This window comes from Sphingomonas sp. dw_22 (genome assembly GCF_018449795.1).
In the GTDB taxonomy this organism is placed as follows: domain Bacteria; phylum Pseudomonadota; class Alphaproteobacteria; order Sphingomonadales; family Sphingomonadaceae; genus Sphingomonas.
Window position 1 is genome coordinate 21,527 of sequence record NZ_JAAVVE010000018.1, and the last position, 19,405, is coordinate 40,931.

Annotated in this window: 10 protein-coding genes; 8 read left to right on the plus strand and 2 right to left on the minus strand. The window is 66.3% G+C overall.

Features of this window, described 5'->3' with window-relative positions; genetic code table 11:
- Positions 1–39 precede the first annotated feature (39 nt).
- The 8 genes from HB724_RS10200 to HB724_RS10235 all read left to right on the plus strand — a co-directional run bounded on the left by HB724_RS10200 (position 40) and on the right by HB724_RS10235 (position 16,427).
- A complete protein-coding gene (locus HB724_RS10200) occupies positions 40–2,766 on the plus strand; it encodes a TonB-dependent receptor (protein WP_213980823.1) in 2,727 nt (908 codons plus the stop codon).
- A gap of 135 nt (positions 2,767–2,901) precedes the next feature.
- A complete protein-coding gene (locus HB724_RS10205; RefSeq protein WP_213980824.1) occupies positions 2,902–5,166 on the plus strand; it encodes a family 20 glycosylhydrolase in 2,265 nt (754 codons plus the stop codon).
- A complete protein-coding gene (gene ptsP, locus HB724_RS10210) occupies positions 5,163–7,619 on the plus strand; it encodes a phosphoenolpyruvate--protein phosphotransferase (RefSeq protein ID WP_213980825.1) in 2,457 nt (818 codons plus the stop codon). The genes HB724_RS10205 and ptsP overlap by 4 nt, the downstream gene beginning before the upstream one ends.
- A complete protein-coding gene (nagE, locus tag HB724_RS10215; protein ID WP_213980826.1) occupies positions 7,616–9,292 on the plus strand; it encodes an N-acetylglucosamine-specific PTS transporter subunit IIBC in 1,677 nt (558 codons plus the stop codon). The genes ptsP and nagE overlap by 4 nt, the downstream gene beginning before the upstream one ends.
- A gap of 84 nt (positions 9,293–9,376) precedes the next feature.
- Positions 9,377–10,225, plus strand: coding sequence for a phytanoyl-CoA dioxygenase family protein (locus HB724_RS10220; RefSeq protein ID WP_213980827.1), 849 nt, complete (start codon positions 9,377–9,379; stop codon positions 10,223–10,225).
- 215 nt (positions 10,226–10,440) lie between these two features.
- Positions 10,441–13,392, plus strand: a complete 2,952-nt coding sequence (locus HB724_RS10225) for a carboxypeptidase regulatory-like domain-containing protein (protein ID WP_346344712.1) — start codon at positions 10,441–10,443, stop codon at positions 13,390–13,392.
- Between the two features lie 43 nt (positions 13,393–13,435).
- The gene (locus HB724_RS10230; protein WP_213980828.1) at positions 13,436–15,268 is read left to right on the plus strand and encodes a family 43 glycosylhydrolase; all 1,833 of its coding nucleotides are present in this window, start codon (positions 13,436–13,438) and stop codon (positions 15,266–15,268) included.
- 133 nt (positions 15,269–15,401) lie between these two features.
- The gene (locus HB724_RS10235) at positions 15,402–16,427 is read left to right on the plus strand and encodes a substrate-binding domain-containing protein (protein WP_213980829.1); all 1,026 of its coding nucleotides are present in this window, start codon (positions 15,402–15,404) and stop codon (positions 16,425–16,427) included.
- 237 nt (positions 16,428–16,664) lie between these two features.
- On the opposite strand, the gene HB724_RS10240 is transcribed toward HB724_RS10235, so the two are convergent.
- Together HB724_RS10240 and HB724_RS10245 are read right to left on the minus strand one after the other, a co-directional pair.
- On the minus strand, positions 16,665–18,089 hold the full coding sequence (locus HB724_RS10240) for a glucoamylase family protein (RefSeq protein ID WP_213980830.1): 1,425 nt from the start codon (positions 18,087–18,089) through the stop codon (positions 16,665–16,667).
- A gap of 258 nt (positions 18,090–18,347) precedes the next feature.
- The gene (locus tag HB724_RS10245; RefSeq protein ID WP_213980831.1) at positions 18,348–19,355 is read right to left on the minus strand and encodes a LacI family DNA-binding transcriptional regulator; all 1,008 of its coding nucleotides are present in this window, start codon (positions 19,353–19,355) and stop codon (positions 18,348–18,350) included.
- Between the last annotated feature and the right edge of the window lie 50 nt (positions 19,356–19,405).

Consider the following 19,405-nt stretch of genomic DNA (forward strand, 5'->3'; position numbering starts at 1 on the left):
ACGCAGGGCATACCATGGTATCATCGAAGGGGATGAGACATGCGGATTCGGGCACTACTTATCGGCACCGCCAGCAGCGTGGCGCTGCTTGCCAGCGCAGCACATGCGCAAAGCCAGGACACTGACGCGGCACCGGCGGCGGAAACCCAGGACAATGGCGAAATCGTCGTCACCGGCTTCCGCGCATCGCTGGCCGCGGCGATCGAGACCAAGCGCAACGCCGATGCGATCGTCGATTCGGTTTCGGCCGAGGATGTCGGCAAATTCCCCAACACCAACGTCGCCGAGGCGCTGACGCTGGTTCCGGGCGTCACCGTCGACCGACAGTTCGGCCAGGGCGAGAAGGTCTCGATCCTCGGCACCGATCCGGCGCTCAACCGCACGCTGCTGAACGGCCAGACGGTCGCCTCGGCCGACTGGTTCATCCTCGATTCCCCCGGCCGTACCTTCAACTATGCGCTGCTCGCGCCGCAGCTTGTCGGCCGGGTGGATGTGTACAAGTCGCCCGAGGCGCGGATCGACGAAGGCTCGATCGGCGGCACGGTGAACGTCAACACGCGCCATCCGCTCGACCTGAAGCCGTTCACCCTCGCGGGCTCGCTCGGCTATCTCTACAATGACCGCTCCGAAAAGGGCGACATCCAGGGATCGATCCTGGGGAGCTGGCATAACGAATCCGGCACGCTGGGCCTGCTCGCGTCGTTCCAGCGCAGCAAGGATCGCCTGCGCCGCGACGGCCTGGAAAGCTACGGCACGATCGGCGCGGACTTCTGGAGCGGCGTGAACGACGGCGGCGCCGGCAATTCGAGCCTGTTGCCGTTCCGCGACGAGGACGGCAACATCACCGCGCCGGCCAATTGCGTGGACGCCTGCGCGGCCACGCTCGCCGCCAATCCGGATGCCAAGTTCCCCAACGCGTTCGGCACTTCCTATTTCGAGCAGGATCGCGAGCGCCTGACCTATTCGGCCGAGGCGCAGTGGAAGCCGGTGCCCGAGCTGACGGTGAGCGTCGACTGGCTGCGCATCGACGCGACCTATGACAATCTCAACCAGTCGCTGTTCGCCTTCCCGGGCAATGTCTGGAACAGCGCCCGGCAGCTCACCGACCTGACCGTCGAGGACGGCATCGTCAAGCAGGCGAGCTTCACCCACGCGCTCTCGGTGCTCGACGCGCAATATCGCATCGCCGAGATGCATTCGCAGACCTTCCACGGCAAGCTCGCCTGGGAGGGCGTCAACTGGAACCTGAATGTCGAGGGCGGCGTCTCGGATGCCGATGGCGGCACCAAGCACCAGGTGTTCCTCGAATTCCTCAACTGGTCCGACTATACGGTCGACATCAGCGGCGCGCCGAAGAGCCCGGGCACGATCAGCTATCCGACCAACGTGCTCGGCAATCCGGCGGCGTTTGCGACCGATCCGGGCTGGAGCGGCAACCTGGTCGACAAGCCGACCACCGACAAGGAGCGCTACGGCCAGGCCGATCTGACCTTCAAGTTCGACGGTTCGCTGAAGAGCATCCAGATCGGCTATAAATATCGCCGCCACGAGACCGGTCAGCGCTATTCGGGCGTGACCGTCGCGGGCGTCAATGCCCCCGCCTCGCTGTTCGATCCGAGCACGGTGAAGGACAATTACCTGACCGGCTTCGACGGCATCAACGACCAGATGGCCGGCCGCTTCAAGATCGACGGCGATTCCATGGTCGATTATGTCGAGAGCGGCCAGTGGCTGCCCGCCGGCACGACCTTCCCGGTGCCGTCGCAATTCTCGGCCGCCGAGTTCACTGCCGGCAACTGGGACGTGACCGAGGATATCCACGCGGTCTATGCGCAGGTCAATTTCCAGCAGGGTCCGCTGCGCGGCAATATCGGCGCGCGCTACGTCAACACGTCGAGCGACAGCGTTGGGTTCGTCTGCAAGCCGGGCGCGCTGTGCAACTCCGAGCCCGATTGGGTGTGGCAGAGCACGAAGAAGAAATACGACAACCTGCTGCCCAGCATCAACATCGCGATCGACCTGAAGAAGGACCTGATCTTCCGCGCCGCGGCCTCACAGGTGATCTCGCGGCCGAACTATGCCGACATGACCAATTATTTCTGGCTGTCGGACCAGATCCTGACCGGCGGCGGCGGCAATCCGAACCTCGATCCCTATGAATCGACCAACTACAATGCGTCGCTCGAATGGTATTTCGCGCCGCGGGCGATCCTGTCGGCCGAAGTATTCTACAAGGACATCAGCAACTATATCCTCCAGCAGACCGCGCCGGAGCAGTATTTCAACCAGTCGACCGGCGGGGTGACGACCTATGATATCAGCCGCCCGTACAATGCGGGCTCGGCCGAGGTGAAAGGCTTCGCGGTCGCCTATCAGCAGAACCTGCCGCTGGGCTTCGGCGTGCTGGCGAACTACACCTATGCCGACGGCCATGGGCAGGACGGCGCCGACCTGCCGTATAATTCCAAGCATCAGGTGAGCTTCAGCCCGTTCTTCGAGAACGGACCGTTCGCGCTGCGCGGCACCTATACCTGGCGGTCGAAATATTTCACCGGCATCGACCGCGCCGACCAGATGTATGTCCGCGACACCGCCAATGTGGACGTCTCGGCGACGTACAACATCACCAAGGAGATCGGCCTTACGATCTCGGGCATGAACCTGACCGACAGTCAGTACTATGCCTATGCCAACACGCCGCAATTGCCGCGCGGCGTCTACAAGACCGGGCGCAAGCTGCTCGCGACCGTCAACGTCAACTTCTGATCCTGACCTGGAAGCGCATGACTGGGCGGTGGAATCGGGGAAGCCATGCTTCCTGCTTCCGCCGCCCATTTCTTTTGTGCGGGCCGCGTTTGCGCATAAGCTCGCACGAATTCGACCGGCCGGGGATGTGACCGCGTGAAGCCCTATCGATATCTGCTCATCGCGCTGCTGGCGGCGCTGCCCTCGCCGCCCGCCGCGGCGCAATTGCCCCGGCTGCTGCCGGTGCCGGTCGAGCTGAAGGCGGCGGATGGGGCGTTCCGGATCGCTCCCGGCACGGCTATCGTGGCGGCGAGCGACGACAGCGGCGCGCGCAACGCGGCCGAGCGGCTGGCGGCGCTGGTGAAGGATTCGCGGGGGTTCGCGCCGGCGATCGTGGCGAGCGGCAAGGGGCTGGCGATCCGTTTCCGCCGGGGGCCGACCGGCGATGCGGAATCCTATCGGCTCGAGGTGACCGGCGCGGGCGCGACGATCACCGCGGGCGACGATGCCGGGCTGCTCTATGGTGCGGTCACCCTGTGGCAGGCGATGACGCAGGAAGCAGGACAGGGCGCGGTCACTGTTCCGGGCTTCACCGTGAGCGACACGCCGCGCTTCCACTGGCGCGGGCTGATGCTCGACAGCGCGCGGCATTTCCAGTCGCCCGATTATGTGCGGCACCTGATCGACTGGATGGCGGTCAATAAGCTCAACACGCTCCACTGGCATCTGGTGGACGATCAGGGCTGGCGGATCGAGATCCCCAAATATCCGAAGCTCACCGAGGTTTCCGCGTGGCGCGAACCCGCCACCGCGCCCAGCGCGCCGCGGCTGCCCAAGGTGGGGGGCTTCTACACCCAGGCCGAGATCCGCGAGATCGTCGCCTATGCGGCGAAACGCAGCGTGACGATCGTGCCCGAGATCGAGATGCCCGGCCATGCGCTGGCGGCGATCCGGGCCTATCCCTGGCTCGGCACCGGGACGCCGATCCCGTCGGGCACCGAGAGCGACTGGGGCGTCTTCCCCTGGCTCTACAATATCGACGATCGCACCTTCGGCTTCCTGGAGGAGGTGCTCGGCGAGGTGATGGCGCTGTTCCCGTCGCGCTATGTCCATGTCGGCGGCGACGAGGCGGTGAAGGACCAGTGGAAGGCCTCGCCTGCGATCCAGGCGCGGATGAAGGCGCTCGGCATCAAGGACGAGGCCGCGCTGCAGAGCTGGTTCGTCCACCGGATCGAGAAGTTCGTCAGCGGCAAGGGGCGGCGGCTGATCGGCTGGGACGAGATCCTCGAAGGCGGCATGCCCGAGGGTGCGACGATCACCTCGTGGCGCGGCATCGACGGCGCGATCGCGGCGGCCAAGGCGGGGCATGACGCGGTGCTGAGCCCGTCGCCGACGCTCTATATCGACAATCGCCAGGGCTTCGGGCCGTCCGAGCCGCCGGGGCGGGGGAATCTGATCGACCTGAAGACGGTCTATGATTTCGATCCCGCGCCGGATGCGATCCCGGCCGAGCAGCAGCATCATATCCTGGGGCTGCAGGCGAACCTGTGGACCGAGCATGTCCGCACCGAGGCGCGGGCGGCCTGGGCGACCTTCCCCCGCGCCAGCGCCGTCGCCGAGATCGGCTGGTCGCGCGAGGGCGCGCGCAGCTTCCCGGACTTCGTGACGCGAGTGATCCCGCAGATGGCGCGGATGCGCGCCCTGGGGTTGCGTTCGGCGTTCAGCGCCTGGGAAGTGCGGCCAAAGCTCGATTATAAGCCGGGCGAGGACGGGGTGACGGTGACGCTCGCCAACCAGGCCGGGCTGGAGATGCGCTACACGACCGACGGCAGCCTCGTGATCGCGACGTCGCCGCTCTATGCCGCGCCGTTCCGACTGAAGCTGCCGAGCGAACTCAAGGCGTCGACCTTTCTCGATGGCAAGCCGGCGCCCGGCGCAATCGCGCGGCGCGTCGACGCGCGCGCGGTTCGCCGGCGCAGCGACGAGGAACTCAAGACCTGCTCCAACAAGGTCGTGCTCGCGCTGGAGGATGATTATCCGGCGACGGGCAAGCGCGCGGTGTTCCTGACCGACATCTTCGATCCCTGCTGGATCTATGAGGGCGCGCCGGTGGGCGGCGTGAAGCAGATCGCGATCGAGGTCGGGCAGATCCCGTTCAACTTCCAGATCGGTGCCGATATCGACCATATCAAATTCCGCCCGCCAGCGACCCCTGCGGGTGAGTTCGAAGTCTATGCCGGTACCTGCAAGGGACCACGGATCGCGGTGCTGCCGCTGGCGCCGGCGGTGGGCAATCCGGGACTCACGCGGCTGGTCGCGCCGATCGAGCCGCGTTCGGGCAATGAGGATCTGTGCATCAGCTATACGGCCAAGGGCGTCGAACCGATGTGGGCGATCGAATCGGTCGAGCTGATCCCATGAGCGCTGACACTGTGATTCTGGCCGCGCCCTTCGCGGGCTGGCTCGCGCCGCTGGAGGAAGTGCCCGACGCGGTCTTCGCCGAGCGGATGATGGGCGACGGCTTCGCGGTCGATCCGATCGAGGGCGTGCTGCGCGCACCGGCGGCGGGCGAAGTGCTTTCGGTGCCGGCAAGCGCGCATGCGGTGACGCTGCGGCTCGAGAACGGTGCGGAACTGCTGCTGCATATCGGGCTGGAGACCGTGGCGCTGGACGGGCGCGGCTTTGCGGCCAAGGTTGCGGCCGGGGATCGCGTGGCGTTGGGCGATGTGTTGGTCGAATTCGACCTCGACGCAGTGGGCGAGGCGGCCAAGGCGCTGATTACGCCAGTGGTGGTCGCCAGTGAGGGTTTCACGCTGCATCTGGAGCGGGTCGGCCGGCTGGTCGATGCGGGCGATCCGGTTGCGCGGCTTGAGCGTGGTAATGGGGGCGTGGCCTCGGCCCCTATTTCGGAGGAACGCCATGAGCGGCAGGTGCAGGTGTCCGCCGCGCACGGCATCCATGCGCGCCCGGCGGCACGGATCGCGGCGGCGCTGCGGCCGTTCCTGTCGGAAGTTGAGCTGGTGCAGGGTACGCGGCGGGCCAATGCGCGCAGCACCGTGGCGCTGCTCGGGCTGGGCGTGGCACATGGTGACACAGTGCGGATCGCCGGCAGCGGGGCCGATGCCCGCGCGGCGGTGGATGCGGTTGCCGATCTGATCCTGTCGGGGCTGGGTGAGGACGCGGCGACGCCTGCGCCGAAGCCGGCAGCGCGGGCAGGACAGCCGGTCACGGCGTCGCCGGGATTGGCGATCGGCACGGTGCTCCAGCTCCGTGCGGCCGACCAGGATGTGCCCGAGAACGGCGCAGGTCCGGCGGTCGAGCGGGCGGCGCTCGGCAAGGCGCTGGGCGAAGTCGCCGCAAGCCTGGAAGGCAGGAGCGGCAGCGCCGCCGAGATCGCCGAGGCGCACCGCGCGCTGCTGGAGGATCCCGATCTGGTCCGCGCCGCCGAACGCCTGATCGCCGAAGGACGCAGCGCCGCCTTCGCCTGGCGCGCTGCGAGCCGCGAGGCCGCCGCTGCGATCCGCGCGACGGGCGATGCGCTGCTGATGGAGCGGATCGCGGACCTGACCGATCTGGAGCGCCAGGTGATCGCGGTGCTGCTGGACGGCGAGGGGCCGGGCGTTCCTGCCTTGCCCAAGGGTACGATCCTGATCGCCGAAGACCTGCTGCCGTCTCAGTTCCTGGCGCTTGATACGGGCAATCTCGCCGGCATCATCACCGCGGCGGGCGGGCCGACCTCGCATGTCGCGATCCTCGCGGCTTCGGCAGGCATTCCCATGCTCGTCGCGGCGGGAGAGGCGGCGCTGGAGATTGCCGACGGCACGCCGCTGATCCTCGACGCGGACGCGGCAACGATCGCGGTGAATCCGGACGCGGAGGCGCTGGCGGACGCGAGCGTGCGGCTGGCGGAAACCCGCGAACGGCGTGCCAACGACCTCGCGGCGGCGCACGCGCCAGCGCACATGGCGGACGGTACGCGGATCGAGGTCTTCGCCAATCTGGGTTCGGTCGCCGATGCGGCGGCGGCGGTGAATGCGGGTGCGGAGGGTTGCGGTCTGCTGCGCACCGAATTCCTGTTCCTCGAACGCGATACGGCTCCAAGCGAGGAGGAGCAGCGCGAGACCTATTCGCGGATCGCCGCCACACTGGGCGATCGCCCGCTGATCGTGCGCACGCTCGATATCGGCGGGGACAAGCCGGTGCCCTATCTGCCGCTGCCGGCGGAGGAGAACCCGGCGCTCGGCCTGCGCGGCATCCGGCTGGGCCTGGCGCGGCCGGACCTGCTGCGGCTCCAGCTCCGCGCGATCCTGCGCGGCGTGCCGGCGGACCAGTGCCGGATCATGCTGCCGATGATCGCCGATCTGGGGGATTACTGTCCGGTGCGGGCGATGCTCGATGCAGTGAAGGCGGAACTGGGCATCGCCGATGCGATTCAGTTAGGCGTGATGATCGAGACTCCCGCCGCTGCGATGCTGGCCGGGCAGATCGCGCGCGAGGCGGATTTTCTGTCGATCGGCACCAACGACCTGACGCAATATACGCTCGCCGCCGATCGCGGGAATGCTTCGGTTTCGGCGCGGATCGATGCGCTGCACCCGGCTGTGCTGCGGCTGATCCGCGAGGTGGGGCGCGGCGCGCGCGATGCCGGGCGTTGGGCGGGCGTGTGCGGCAGTCTTGCGTCCGATCCGCTCGCCGCGCCGATCCTGATCGGGCTCGGCATCACCGAACTCTCGGCGACGCCGGCGGCGGTGCCGGGTCTCAAATCCGCCGTGCGTTCGCTCGACATGGCCGCATGCCAGGCATTGGCCGAGCGCGCCTGCGACGCGGTCTCGGCGGCGGACGTACGCGAACTGGCCCGGGAGGCGATCCGATGAAGCTGCACCCCTCGCGCGTGCTTGCCCGGCTCCAGCCGCTTGGTCGCGCGCTGATGCTGCCGATCGCGGTGCTGCCGATCGCGGCGCTGCTGCTGCGGCTCGGCCAGGCGGACATGCTCGGCATTCCCTTCATCGCGGCATCGGGCGATGCGATCTTCTCGAACCTGGGCCTGCTCTTCGCCGCGGGCGTCGCGGTGGGGCTGGCGCGCGAGAATCACGGCGCGGCGTCGCTGGCTGGCGTGGTTGCCTTTCTGGTCGCGACTGAGGGCGCCAAGGTGCTCCTGCAACTGCCGCCGGGCATGGCGAACGCGCTGCCGGTCGAGCAGGCGGCGTGGCGCGCGAAGGAGATATCGCATCTGAGCGTGCCGATCGGCATCCTGGCGGGCGTCGTCTCCGGGCTGCTCTACAATCGCTTCGCCAATATCAAGCTGCCGGATTATCTCGCTTTCTTCGCCGGGCGGCGTTTCGTGCCGATAGCGGCGGGCCTTGCCGGGCTGATCGGCGCGGCGATCTTCGGCTATGGCGCGCATTGGTTCGAGGCCGGGATCGATACGGTGAGCCAATGGGTGGTTCGGGCGGGGCCGATCGGGCTGTTCGTCTATGGCCTGCTCAACCGGCTGCTGCTGATTACCGGCCTGCATCACATCATCAACAATGTCGCCTGGTTCCTGCTCGGCGACTTCCACGGCGCGACCGGCGACATCAAGCGCTTCTTCGCGGGCGATCCGACCGCGGGCAGCTTCATGGCTGGTTTCTTCCCGGTGATGATGTTCGGCCTGCCCGCCGCCTGCCTGGCGATGTACCGCAGCGCCTTGCCGGCTCGGCGCAAGGCAGTTGGGGGCCTGCTGCTCAGCCTGGCGCTGACCTCGCTGCTGACCGGGGTGACCGAGCCGATCGAGTTCACCTTCATCTTCCTCGCGCCCATGCTCTACGTCGTCCATGCGGTGCTGACCGGCGTGGCGATGGTGGTGATGGACCTGCTGGGCGTGAAGCTGGGCTTCGGCTTCTCGGCGGGGCTGATTGACTATGTGCTGAACTATGGGCTGGCGACGCGGCCGCTGCTGCTGATTCCGGTCGGGATCGTCTATTTCGGCATCTATTACGCGGTGTTCAGCTGGTGCATCCGCCGTTTCGATTTGAAGACCCCGGGCCGCGAGACCGACGAGCCGATCGCGGCAGCGGCCGGTGTCGGTGCTGGCGGGCGGGGTGCCGGGATCGTCCAGGCGCTGGGCGGGCGCGAGAATGTCCGCAGCGTCGATGCCTGCACCACCCGGCTGCGCCTGGTGCTGACCGATTCCGGCCGGGTCGATGAGGCGGGGCTGCGGGGCCTCGGCGCGCGTGGCGTGCTGAAGCTCACCGACGGCCGCGTCCAGGTGGTGATGGGACCGATCGCCGATCGGGTGGCGGGTGAGGTTCGTGAAGCGATGGCGTCCGGCCCGACTGCAAGCCCGGCGGCGAAGATCGATGCCGCCGCGGTTGCCCATGCGCTGGGCGAGGGCAATCTCCGCTCCGCCGAGGCGCGTGCGACGCGCGTTCTCGCCAGGGTCGGCGATCCCGGGCTGGTCGACGAGGCGGCGCTTCGCCGCGCGGGTATCCGGGCGGTGGCGATCATCGGCGGCACGGTGCACCTGATCGCCGGCCCCGACGCGCCCGATCTGGCGGCGCGGCTATAGCCTTAGGGAATTCCGAACCCAGACCACGCTATTAGCCGCCACCGTTTCCGGTCCTTAGACAGCCGGGGAAGGAGTAGGTGGGCAATGGCGGCTATCGGGCAGGCGGACGACTATGTCGCCGACTATCGGCGCAACGGCTATGCGATCATTCGCGGGCTGTTCTCGCCCTCCGAGATCGAGGCGATCGGCGCCGCGATCGACCAGGTCGAGGCCGAGGGCATCGCGCATGGCCGCAGCTTCCGTCATGGCAACCTCTTCTACAATGTCGCCCCGGCCGAGGGCGCGCAGCCGCCGCTGGTGCGGATGGCGCAGTGGATGTCCTATCATCAGCCGGTGCTGAACGGCGTGCGGACCGATCCGCGCATCGCCCGGATCCTCGCGCCGCTGATCGGCGGCGATCTCAAGCAGATCATCAACCAGCTCCACTGGAAGGCGCCGGGATCGAAGGGTGATTTCGCCTGGCATCAGGATTCGCGCTTCCGCCGTCCGGAATGGGCTTATCGGAACCTCGGCACCTCCTATGTGCAGACCGGCATCGCCATCGATCCGCACAATCCCGAGAGTGGCGGCATGAAGTTCATTCCCGGTAGCCATGTCCACGGCGTGATCGGCCTGGATACCTCTACCGAGGTACTGGGCACCGAGATGCAGGATGCGGTGCTGCAAGCGGCGGGCCTTTCGGCGGACGACACGATCGATCTGGTGATGGAGCCCGGCGATTTCGCGCTGTGGAGCCCGTATCTGGTCCATGGCTCGGGCCTCAACCGTTCGACCCACCAGCGCCGTTTCTACATCAACGGCTATGTCCGCGCCGAGGATTGCGACCGCGGCGAATGGGCGTTCCGGGGCGGCGAGCCGGTACCGTTCGGCTCCGAGCCGGCGCTTGTCCACTACGAGGCGCTGCACGAGCGCGGCGAGCCGCATTACGTCTGAGAAACGCCCGGCCCGAACCGGGCCGGATACACGCGCCGCGGAGCAGGTGTTGCTCTTTGGGCACGGTCGCTGGTTTTCCGGAAACTAAGAACGTTCTCAAGCATTGGCGCAGGATTGACACTCGCGGTCAAAGTCGGTTTTGACATCGTTGTCAGATAACAGAATCGCGTAAGCGGACATGTAACCGGTTACAACCAGGTTAGGGGAGGAATAAAGTGAAGCATTCCAAGATGATGCGGGCGTATCTCGCTGCGGCGACGATGCTGGCCGGCGGCGCGGTGATGCTGCCGGTTGCGGCTTCGGCCCAGGTGACCACCGGTACGCTGCGCGGCCATGTAACCGGCGCGGACGGTGCGGCGGCGGGCGGCGCGGCGGTGACGGCGCGCAACACGAGCACCAACCAGAGCTACCGCGTGGCCGCCGATGCGAACGGCAACTACACGCTGACCGGCCTGCGTCCCGCCACCTATGAGGTGACTGCGACCGCGGGCGAGCAGACCGCGAGCAAGCTGGTTCAGATCGTCGTCGGCCAGGCTGCGAACCTCGACCTTGCCATCCTCTCCGCGGAAGCCGCGGCTGCGGAGCCGGCGACCGTCGGCAGCGACGAGATCGTGGTTGTCGGATCGCGGCTGGCGGAGACCCGCACCAGTGAGGTCGCGACCAATGTGAGCCAGGACCAGATCCGCATCCTGCCGCAGACCGATCGCAACTTCCTGTCCTTCGCGGCGCTGGCCCCGGGCGTGCGCTACAATGACGGCGAGACCGGCAAGGGCATCCAAGCGGGCGCATCGACCGCGAGCCAGGTCAATGTCTTCATCGACGGCGTCAGCCTGAAGAACAAGCTGCGCGAAGGCGGCATCGCCGGTCAGCAGAACAGCCGCGGCAATCCGTTCGGCCAACTCGCCGTCCAAGAGTTCCGCGTGCTGACGCAGAACTACAAGGCGGAATATGAGCAGGCCGGATCGGCGATCATCACCGCCGTCACCAAATCGGGCACCAACGAATTCCATGGTGAGGCGTTCGGCCAATATACCGACAAGGGGCTGACCGAGAAGCCGTATCTCGACAAGCGCAACAATCGCCCCGAGCCTGAGTTCGAGCGCAAGCAATACGGCATCTCGCTCGGCGGCCCGATCGTGAAGGACAAGCTGTTCTTCTTCGCCGCCTATGAGGGTAACGACCAGAACCGCGCGCTCAACGTCGACAGCACCGGATCGGCGGACGCGATCACTGAGTTCGAGCAGGTCTCCGGCCGTCGCCTCTCGGATTTCGAGGGTTCTTTCGTCAGCCCGTTCCGCGGCGACTTTTATTTCGGCAAGCTGACGCTCACGCCTGACAGCCACCAGACCTTCGAATTGTCGTTCAGTCGTCGTCAGGAAACCGACATCCAGAATTTCGGTGGCAACGTCTCCTATGAGAATGCGGAGAACAAGATCAACAAGGTCGACACCTATCTGTTCAAATGGACCTATAACGGTGACAACTTCGTAAATGAATTCAATGCGAACTATCTAGATTATACGTTCAACCCGGTTTCGGTTAATCCGAATCTACCGACATTCGACTATGACGGCGTAATCATATTCGGCGGCAAGGATTCCACGCGCCGCGAGATTCAGAAGGGCCACACTCTCCGTGACGACTTCACCTATACGGGGTTTGACGGTCACGCGATCAAGTTCGGCGCCCGGGTAGAGGTCACCGATATCGAATTCGCCAATCAGGCGAATATCCAGCCGCGCTACACCTTCCGGCGCGAGCCGCAGAATAATCTCAATTTCTCCTTCCCTGCAGAGGCGCGGCTGGGACTGGGCAACGGACTGATCCTGGCCTCCGACACCCAGGTCGGGCTGTATGTGCAGGACGATTGGGACATCACGAGCCGGCTGCAGCTCAATATCGGCGTGCGCTGGGATTATGAGACGAACGGCTTCAACAACGACTATCGCACGCCCGCTGCCGCGGCGGCTGCGCTGCGCGCCCTGCCGACGACGTCCTATTTCAATCCTGAAAACTACATCACCGACGGCAACGATCGCAGCCCGTTCGCTGGCGCGATCGCGCCGCGCCTCGGCTTTTCGTGGGATATCAAGGGCGATCGCTCGACGGTGATCTTCGGCGGGCTGGGCCGTTATTATGACCGCAACAACTTCAACAACACCGTCGACGAGCTTTCGCGCACGATCAATCCGATCGGCGTGTTCCGCTTCTCAGCGGACGGCCAGCCGCGCGGTGGCCTGCCGACTGTTCAGTGGAACCCATCCTATCTGACGCGCGAAGGCCTGCTGGCCCTGCGCGACAGCTCGCAGAGCGCCGGCCTGCCCGAACTGTTCGCCGTCAAGAACGACGCCAAGCCGCCGGTCAACGATCAGGTCAGCATTGGCGTCCGCCAGCGTATCGGCGTCTTCCAGGCGTCGCTTACCGGCTCGTACCAGCGGGGCCGCAACGGCTATACCAATCTGTTCGCGACGCGGAATGACAACGGGCTGGGCGGCTGCTGCAACACCGCCCCGGTCGTTCCGTTCGGCTATGCCAATGTGCTGATTGGCTATGACGGGCTCGATACGCGCTACAAGGCGATCTATTTCACGCTCGACAAGAACTACACCGAGGCGTCGGGCTGGGGCTTCAATCTTGCCTATACCTATTCGAAGGGCGAGCAGAACGGCGGCGACCTGTTCAGCCTCGATGCGCTGACGCCCGATAATTATGGCTGGCGTCCCCGAGCGGGCGATGAGCGGCACCGCCTTGTCCTGTCGGGCATCGTCGATCTGCCGCTGGGCTTCCAGTTCTCGACGCTCAGCACCTTCGGCTCCGGCCAGGCGTTTCAGGTGGTCGATTCCACCAACGGCGCCGATTCCGGCTTCAACCGCTTCACTGCCGCTTATCCGGAGAAGAACTGCATCAAGGGCGTCTTCGCCTTTTGCGAAGTCAATGTGTCGCTCTCCAAGAAGCTCGCGATATTCGGCGGCGACCAGGTGGAGGCCGCGGTCGATATGCTCAATGTCTTCAACAACAAGAATTTCGAAGGCTTCGACACAGGGTTCAACAACACGATCAATCCTGAGACGGGCCAGGTGACGGACCCGCTCGAGCCGGCGCGGATCGGCAGCAACGTGCTCACCCTGCCGCGGCGCATCCAGTTCCGCCTCGGCTATCGCTTCTGATCCGGTCTGGCGGGGCTCTTTCGGGAGCCCCGCCTCGTTCGAAATGAAGCGCGCGTCCCTCCTTCTGCTCAGCCTGCTTGCGGGCACCGCCGTCCAGGCCCAGGCGCCGAAGCGGACGTACATCAATCCGCTCGACATCGATTACCGCTACAATTTCGAGCAGATGAACGAGGGCGTCTCGTACCGGACCGGGGCTGATCCCGCCGTGGTCCAGTTCAAGGGCGCCTATTACCTGTTCCAGACGCTGGCCGACGGATACTGGCGCTCGACCGACCTGATCGACTGGACCTTCATCACGCCGAGCCGCTGGCCGTTCCAGTCGATCGTCGCGCCGGCGGTGTGGTCGGACGGCGAGCGGATCCTGATCCAGCCCTCGATGACCCGGCCGGAATCGATCCTCTCCAGCACTGCGCCGGAGACGGGCAGGCTCGACTTCTTCGTGCGGCGGATGCCGGAACTGCCGGGCGCCGTCCCGGGCGGGTTCGAGGATAGGATCAAGCCGGGACAGGTGCCGCCGGGGCCGTGGGATCCCGCGCTGTTCAAGGACGATGACGGGAAATGGTATCTCTACTGGAACTCGTCGAACGTCTTTCCGCTCTATGGCATCGAGATCGCGTTCAAGGATGGGCGGCTGATCTACAAGGGGCAGGCCCAGGCGATGCTGGCGCTGCATCCGGAGCGGCACGGCTGGGAGCGGTTCGGCCAGGATCATTCGGGCAGCCTGCCCGACGGCACGCCGATCAAGCCCTTCATGGAGGGCGCCTGGATGACCAAGGTGGGTGGGCGCTACTATCTCCAGTACGGCGCGCCGGGGACCGAATATAACGCTTATGCCAACGGCACTTACGTCTCGGACAAGCCGCTGGGGCCGTTCGAGTACGCGCCATACAATCCGGTCGCCTACAAGCCCGGCGGGTTCGTCCAGGGGGCGGGGCACGGATCGACCTTCCAGGACGTACACGGCAATTGGTGGAACACCGGCACGCCGTGGATCGGCTATAACTGGACGTTCGAGCGGCGCATCGGCATGTGGCCCGCGCATTTCGCAGCCGATGGGCAGATGTCGGTCTCGACCCGGTTCGGCGACTTTCCCCATTATGTGCCGACCTCCAAGATCGAGAATCCGGACAGCCTGTTCACCGGCTGGATGCTGCTTTCCTACAAGAAGGCGGTGACGGCTTCCTCGACGCTCGGAGAGTTTGCCGCGGACCGGGTGACCGACGAGAATCCGCGGACTTTCTGGGTGGCGGGCGCCAACCGGCCGGGCGAGACGCTGACGGTCGATCTGGGCGGGGCCAGGACGCTGCGGGCGGTGCAGGTCGATTTCGCCGACTACAAGTCCGGACGGTTCGCCGATGCGGACGACATCTACACCGAGTTCGCGCTGCAATCCTCGCTCGACGGCACGCACTGGGCGCCGCTGGCCAGGACCGAGGCGCCGCGCCGCGACCGGCCCAACGCCTATTTCGAGCTGCCGGCGCCGGTGAGGGCGCGCTACGTCCGCTATGTCCACGGCCATGTCGGCGCAGCCAATCTGGCGATCGGCGACATCCGCGTGTTCGGCTCGGCGGCCGGCAAGGCGCCGGCGATGCCGGGGGGCGTGACGGCCCGGCGCGACGCGGACCAGCGCAATGCGCGTATCGCCTGGAGGCCGGTGAAGGGCGCGGTCGGCTATAATGTGCTGTGGGGCATCCGGCCCGATCGGCTGACGCTCACCTATCAGCGCTGGGCCGATCAGGGGACGGCGCTGGACCTGCGCGCGCTCGACGTGGGGCAGGGCTATTGGGTCGCGGTCGAGGCGTTCGATGAAAGCGGCGTGTCGCGGCGTTCGAAGCCGGTGCGGATCGACTGGAACTTGCCTTCCGCCAGCCGATAGCCACCCCCAAGCAGTCTATCGCCTGTCCTGACCGGCTTGTCATACGGGGGTAACCCAGTTGCCGGAGAATAGGGCCCGACGGACGCGCGTATTCTGCGCCCCCAATACATAACCAAAACGGGGAGGAACGGCGATGCTTGGCCGGCTTGGTCTTCTGGCGTGCGCGGTATTCGCGCTCGCATCGTGCGACGGCGGTTCCTCCCGTGAGATTCGAGCGACGGGATCCTCGACCGTCTATCCCTTCACCAAGGCGGTGGCGGAGGCGTTCGTCCAGGCGAAGAGCGGCCGCAAGGAGCCGGCGATCGAATCGACCGGGACCGGCGCCGGCATCAGCCGTTTCTGCGAAGGCGTGGGCTATCAATATCCCGATAATGCCTCGCGCCGGATGAAGCGCGCCGAGTTCAACAAATGCGAAGCCAAGGGCGTCGGCGAGATCCTGGAGATTCCGATCGGGCTCGACGGGATCGTACTCGCCGAAAGCAATGCCGGGCCGAAGCTCCAGCTCAGCAGGAAGGACATCTATCTGGCGCTCGCGGCGAACCCGATGGGCAAGCCGAACACCGCCAAGACCTGGAAGGACGTCAATCCGGCGCTGCCGGCGATCCCGATCCAGGTGCTGGGTCCGCCATCGACCAGCGGCACGCGCGACGCTTTCGTGGAACTGATGCTGGAGCCCGGTTGCCTGGAGGCGATGCCCGCGGCGCAGGAACTGAAGAAAGCCGCCGATCCCGCGCTGCTCGACAATGCCTGCCACCGCGTCCGCAGCGACGGCCCCTATGTCGAGAAGGGGGAGGACGACAATCTCATCGTCCAGGGGCTGGAGCAGAATCCGAACGCGCTGGGCCTGTTCGGCTATTCCTATCTGGAGGAGAATGCGAGCCGGCTGCACGGCGTGCCGATCGACGGGATTGCGCCGGTTTACGACACCATCGCCAGCGGCAAATATCCGGGGGTCCGCAGCCTCTACCTCTACATCAAGAAGCAGCATCTGAAGGCCGTGCCGGGATTGCAGGACTTCCTGAACCTCTACACGACGATGTGGGCGCCGGGCGGCCCGCTTGCCAGGCATGGCCTGATCGCGGCGCCACAGCGAATCCGCGAGCGCTCGGCGGAGGCGATCCAGCTTGCGCTTCCGCTCGATGTTTCGGCGCTGCCATGATCCGGCGAGTCGGGGCTGCGAGCGGTAGCAGGATACCTGTTGGTTGACTCATTTGACTGCCCCACGTGCGCGCACGCCCGCGCGCGGGTGCGCGAGACCGGGGTGCAGTATATTCGCGATGAGAAAGAACCTGCGTGGCGTTGCAGGTGAAATCCTACATTGCAAGTGGGTTGGCGGTTGTGACGTGGATTGAACCGCGTGAGCCAAATCCTCCCCCGGCTTGCTGGGGGAGGATTTTTAGGCCAGCCAGCCGCCGGTGAAGCCTGCGCGCTTCAGGCCCTTTCGGATCGCGGGAGAGGCCCGCATGTGCTTCCAGACGAAATCGCTGCGGTAATTGGCCGCCATCGTCAGGATCGGTCCCTGGTCGATGCCGAGATAATCGTCATCCACCCATCCCTGTTTCGGATCGACGCTGCCCTTTTCGGGGCGGACATCGGCATATTTGAAGCTGGGATTGAACGAATCGAGGAAGCCGTATCTGCCGTAGAGCCGGTCGCCATAGTCGCGCTTCATCGCTTCGGCGCAGGGAATGACGATCTCGGGGGCGAAGGGGAGGCAGCCCAGCGCGGCGGTGGGGGCCAGCGTGCCGTCGTCGCGCTCGTCGGGCTGGCCGAGCGGGCCGCGCGCCGAATAGCTGAAGAACTCGCGCGTCTCCCCCTTGAAGGGCAGGCGGAAGCCGCCGGGGCCGTCACAGGCGGTGAGGCCCCAGATGTCCTTCGAATAGCCGTCCCAGCGCATTGGATTGGCGATGCAATAGGCGCGATCGGCATAGGCGGCGCGGCGGCTGTTCTCGAAATAATCCATGCCGGCCTCGCGCATCGCGCGATCGCGGATGCCGCGGAAATCGATCCATGTGTGGCTGTACTGGTGGCCGAACAGCGGCGCGAAGGCGAGATGGCGGGTAGGGCCGTCGCCGCGCCACTTCTGGGGATAGGGGGCCATCCATGCCTCCCAGCTATCGGCCGGAAGCGCATGCTCGGGCGCGCCGAGCCCGAGGATGAAGACGAACATGCCCTCGTTATAGCCCTCCCAGCTGCGCGGGATCAGGCCGCGCTCGGGATGCCAGCCCATCGAGACCGCCTTGCGCCCGTCCGAGCGGAAGAAGTTCCAGTCGGCGCGGGCATAGATGGCGTCGGCGAGGCGGCGGATCTCCCGCTCGGCGGGATCGGCGCGGTCATAATATCGGCCGGCGAAGAGGATGCCCATGAACAGGATCGTGCTGTCGACGCTGGAAAGCTCGACGTCGCGGAAGCGCGCGCCGCTTATCATGTCGATGAAATGGTAGAAGAAGCCCTTATGGCCGATCCTGCCGGTCGGTTCGGGGCCTTGCGGCGCTTCCCAGAAGAAGCGGAGCGTAGTGAGCGTGAGGTCGCGGGCCTCGGCGCGGGTGATCCAGCCGCGCTCGACGCCGATCGGATAGGCGGTGAGCGCGAAGCCCACCGAGGCGATGCTGCAGAAGGAGGGGCTGGGATGGCGATCGGGCACCAGCCCGTTGTCGCGGCGGGCCAGTTCCCAGAACCAGCGGAAGGTGCGCTTCTCCAGATCCTCGTAGAAGGCGGGGAGGGTGGGGCCGGCGGGCGCGGCAACGGCGCCGCCGGCGGGCAGGGCCGATCCGGCGAGCAGCGCGGAACCGCGCGAGAGAAGGGCGCGACGATCGATCATGTTCTTGTCCTTCCTACACCAAAAAATCAGGGGCGGCACGGGCAGCGCCGCCCCCGAGTTGGGGTGTAACCGGGGAGGGGGTGAAGCGCCGGACGGCGGCGTGATGTGAAATCACAGGAACAACCGTCATCCCGGCGGGATGACGGTCTTCTGCCGATCGGAAATCGCCCCGGATGCAAGCGACCTCACCACCAGGCGCCGGCCTGGTTGTGAAACCGGTTACATTCGCGGCGAAAAAATGGGCGTCAGCGTGCATCCTCAAGCTCCGTTCGGCGTGTGGGGCGCGGTGGTGGCGCGGGCGACGAGCTCGGGGACGTGGATCTCGCTGGGCTCGCCGGTGTCGCGGCCGTCGAGCAGGTCGATCAGGCGGGCGACGGCGCGCGCGCCGATCTCGGCGATGCGGACGCGGACGGTGGTGAGCGCCATGTAGCGGGCGAGGGGGACGTCATCGAAGCCGGCGACGGCGATGTCGCCGGGCACCTGTTTGCCGGCGGCGCGCAGCGCGTGGAGGCAGCCGAGCGCCATCATGTCGTTGGCGGCGAACACGGCGTCGCACGGCTCGGCGCTGGCGAGGATCGTGCGCGCGGCGGCGGTACCCGTCTCCTCGTTGAAGTCGCCGCCGATGATGCGCGGTTCGATGCCGGGGGCGTGGCGCGCCATCGCGCGGCGATAGCCCTCGGCGCGCTCCTGGGCATCGACATTGCCTTCGGGGCCGGCGATGTGGACGATGCGCCGATAGCTGTTTTCGACCAGGTGGCGGACGATCGCGTCGGCGCCGGCGAAATTGTCGAAGCGCAGCGACGGGCGCGTGCCGAAATCGCCGGGGGCGTTGATGAGCACGGCGGGCAGCGTCCGCGGCAGCGCGCGTTCGAGCGCGGCGGGCGGGATGTGCGGCGCCATCACCAGCAGCCCGTCGACCCGGCCGTGCATGGTGCGCAATGCGTTCGCGGCCTGCTCGCTGTCGTCGTGCATGTTGGAGAGCAGCAGCACATAGCCGCGCCGGCTCGCCTCGCGGTCCATGCCGCGCACGCATTCGGAGAAGAACTCGCCGTGGAGATCGGGCAGCACCACGCCGATCGCATGGGCGCGCGAGAGCGAGAGGCTGCGCGCGCCGGCATGGGGGACATAGCCGAGCGCGTTGGCCGCCGCGATCACCCGCTCGCGCGTCTCGGCGCGGACATTGTCCAGGCCGTTGAGCGCGCGCGATACCGACGCGACCGAAACCTCGGCGCGGCGGGCGACATCGCGGATGGTGGCCTCGGCCATTTCAGTCCCTTCTCCGGTCCCACGCATGTTTGCTACGTTTCAGACCCTGT

What these genes read in the sequence shown, in the direction of transcription:
- nagE (WP_213980826.1), top strand. Translation starts at nt 7,616, where the DNA reads ATGAAGCTGCACCCCTCGCGCGTGCTTGCCCGGCTCCAGCCGCTTGGT.
- HB724_RS10220 (WP_213980827.1), top strand. Translation starts at nt 9,377, where the DNA reads ATGGCGGCTATCGGGCAGGCGGACGACTATGTCGCCGACTATCGGCGC.
- HB724_RS10245 (WP_213980831.1), bottom strand. Translation starts at nt 19,355, where the DNA reads ATGGCCGAGGCCACCATCCGCGATGTCGCCCGCCGCGCCGAGGTTTCG.
- HB724_RS10200 (WP_213980823.1), top strand. Translation starts at nt 40, where the DNA reads ATGCGGATTCGGGCACTACTTATCGGCACCGCCAGCAGCGTGGCGCTG.
- HB724_RS10240 (WP_213980830.1), bottom strand. Translation starts at nt 18,089, where the DNA reads ATGATCGATCGTCGCGCCCTTCTCTCGCGCGGTTCCGCGCTGCTCGCC.
- HB724_RS10230 (WP_213980828.1), top strand. Translation starts at nt 13,436, where the DNA reads ATGAAGCGCGCGTCCCTCCTTCTGCTCAGCCTGCTTGCGGGCACCGCC.
- HB724_RS10235 (WP_213980829.1), top strand. Translation starts at nt 15,402, where the DNA reads ATGCTTGGCCGGCTTGGTCTTCTGGCGTGCGCGGTATTCGCGCTCGCA.
- ptsP (WP_213980825.1), top strand. Translation starts at nt 5,163, where the DNA reads ATGAGCGCTGACACTGTGATTCTGGCCGCGCCCTTCGCGGGCTGGCTC.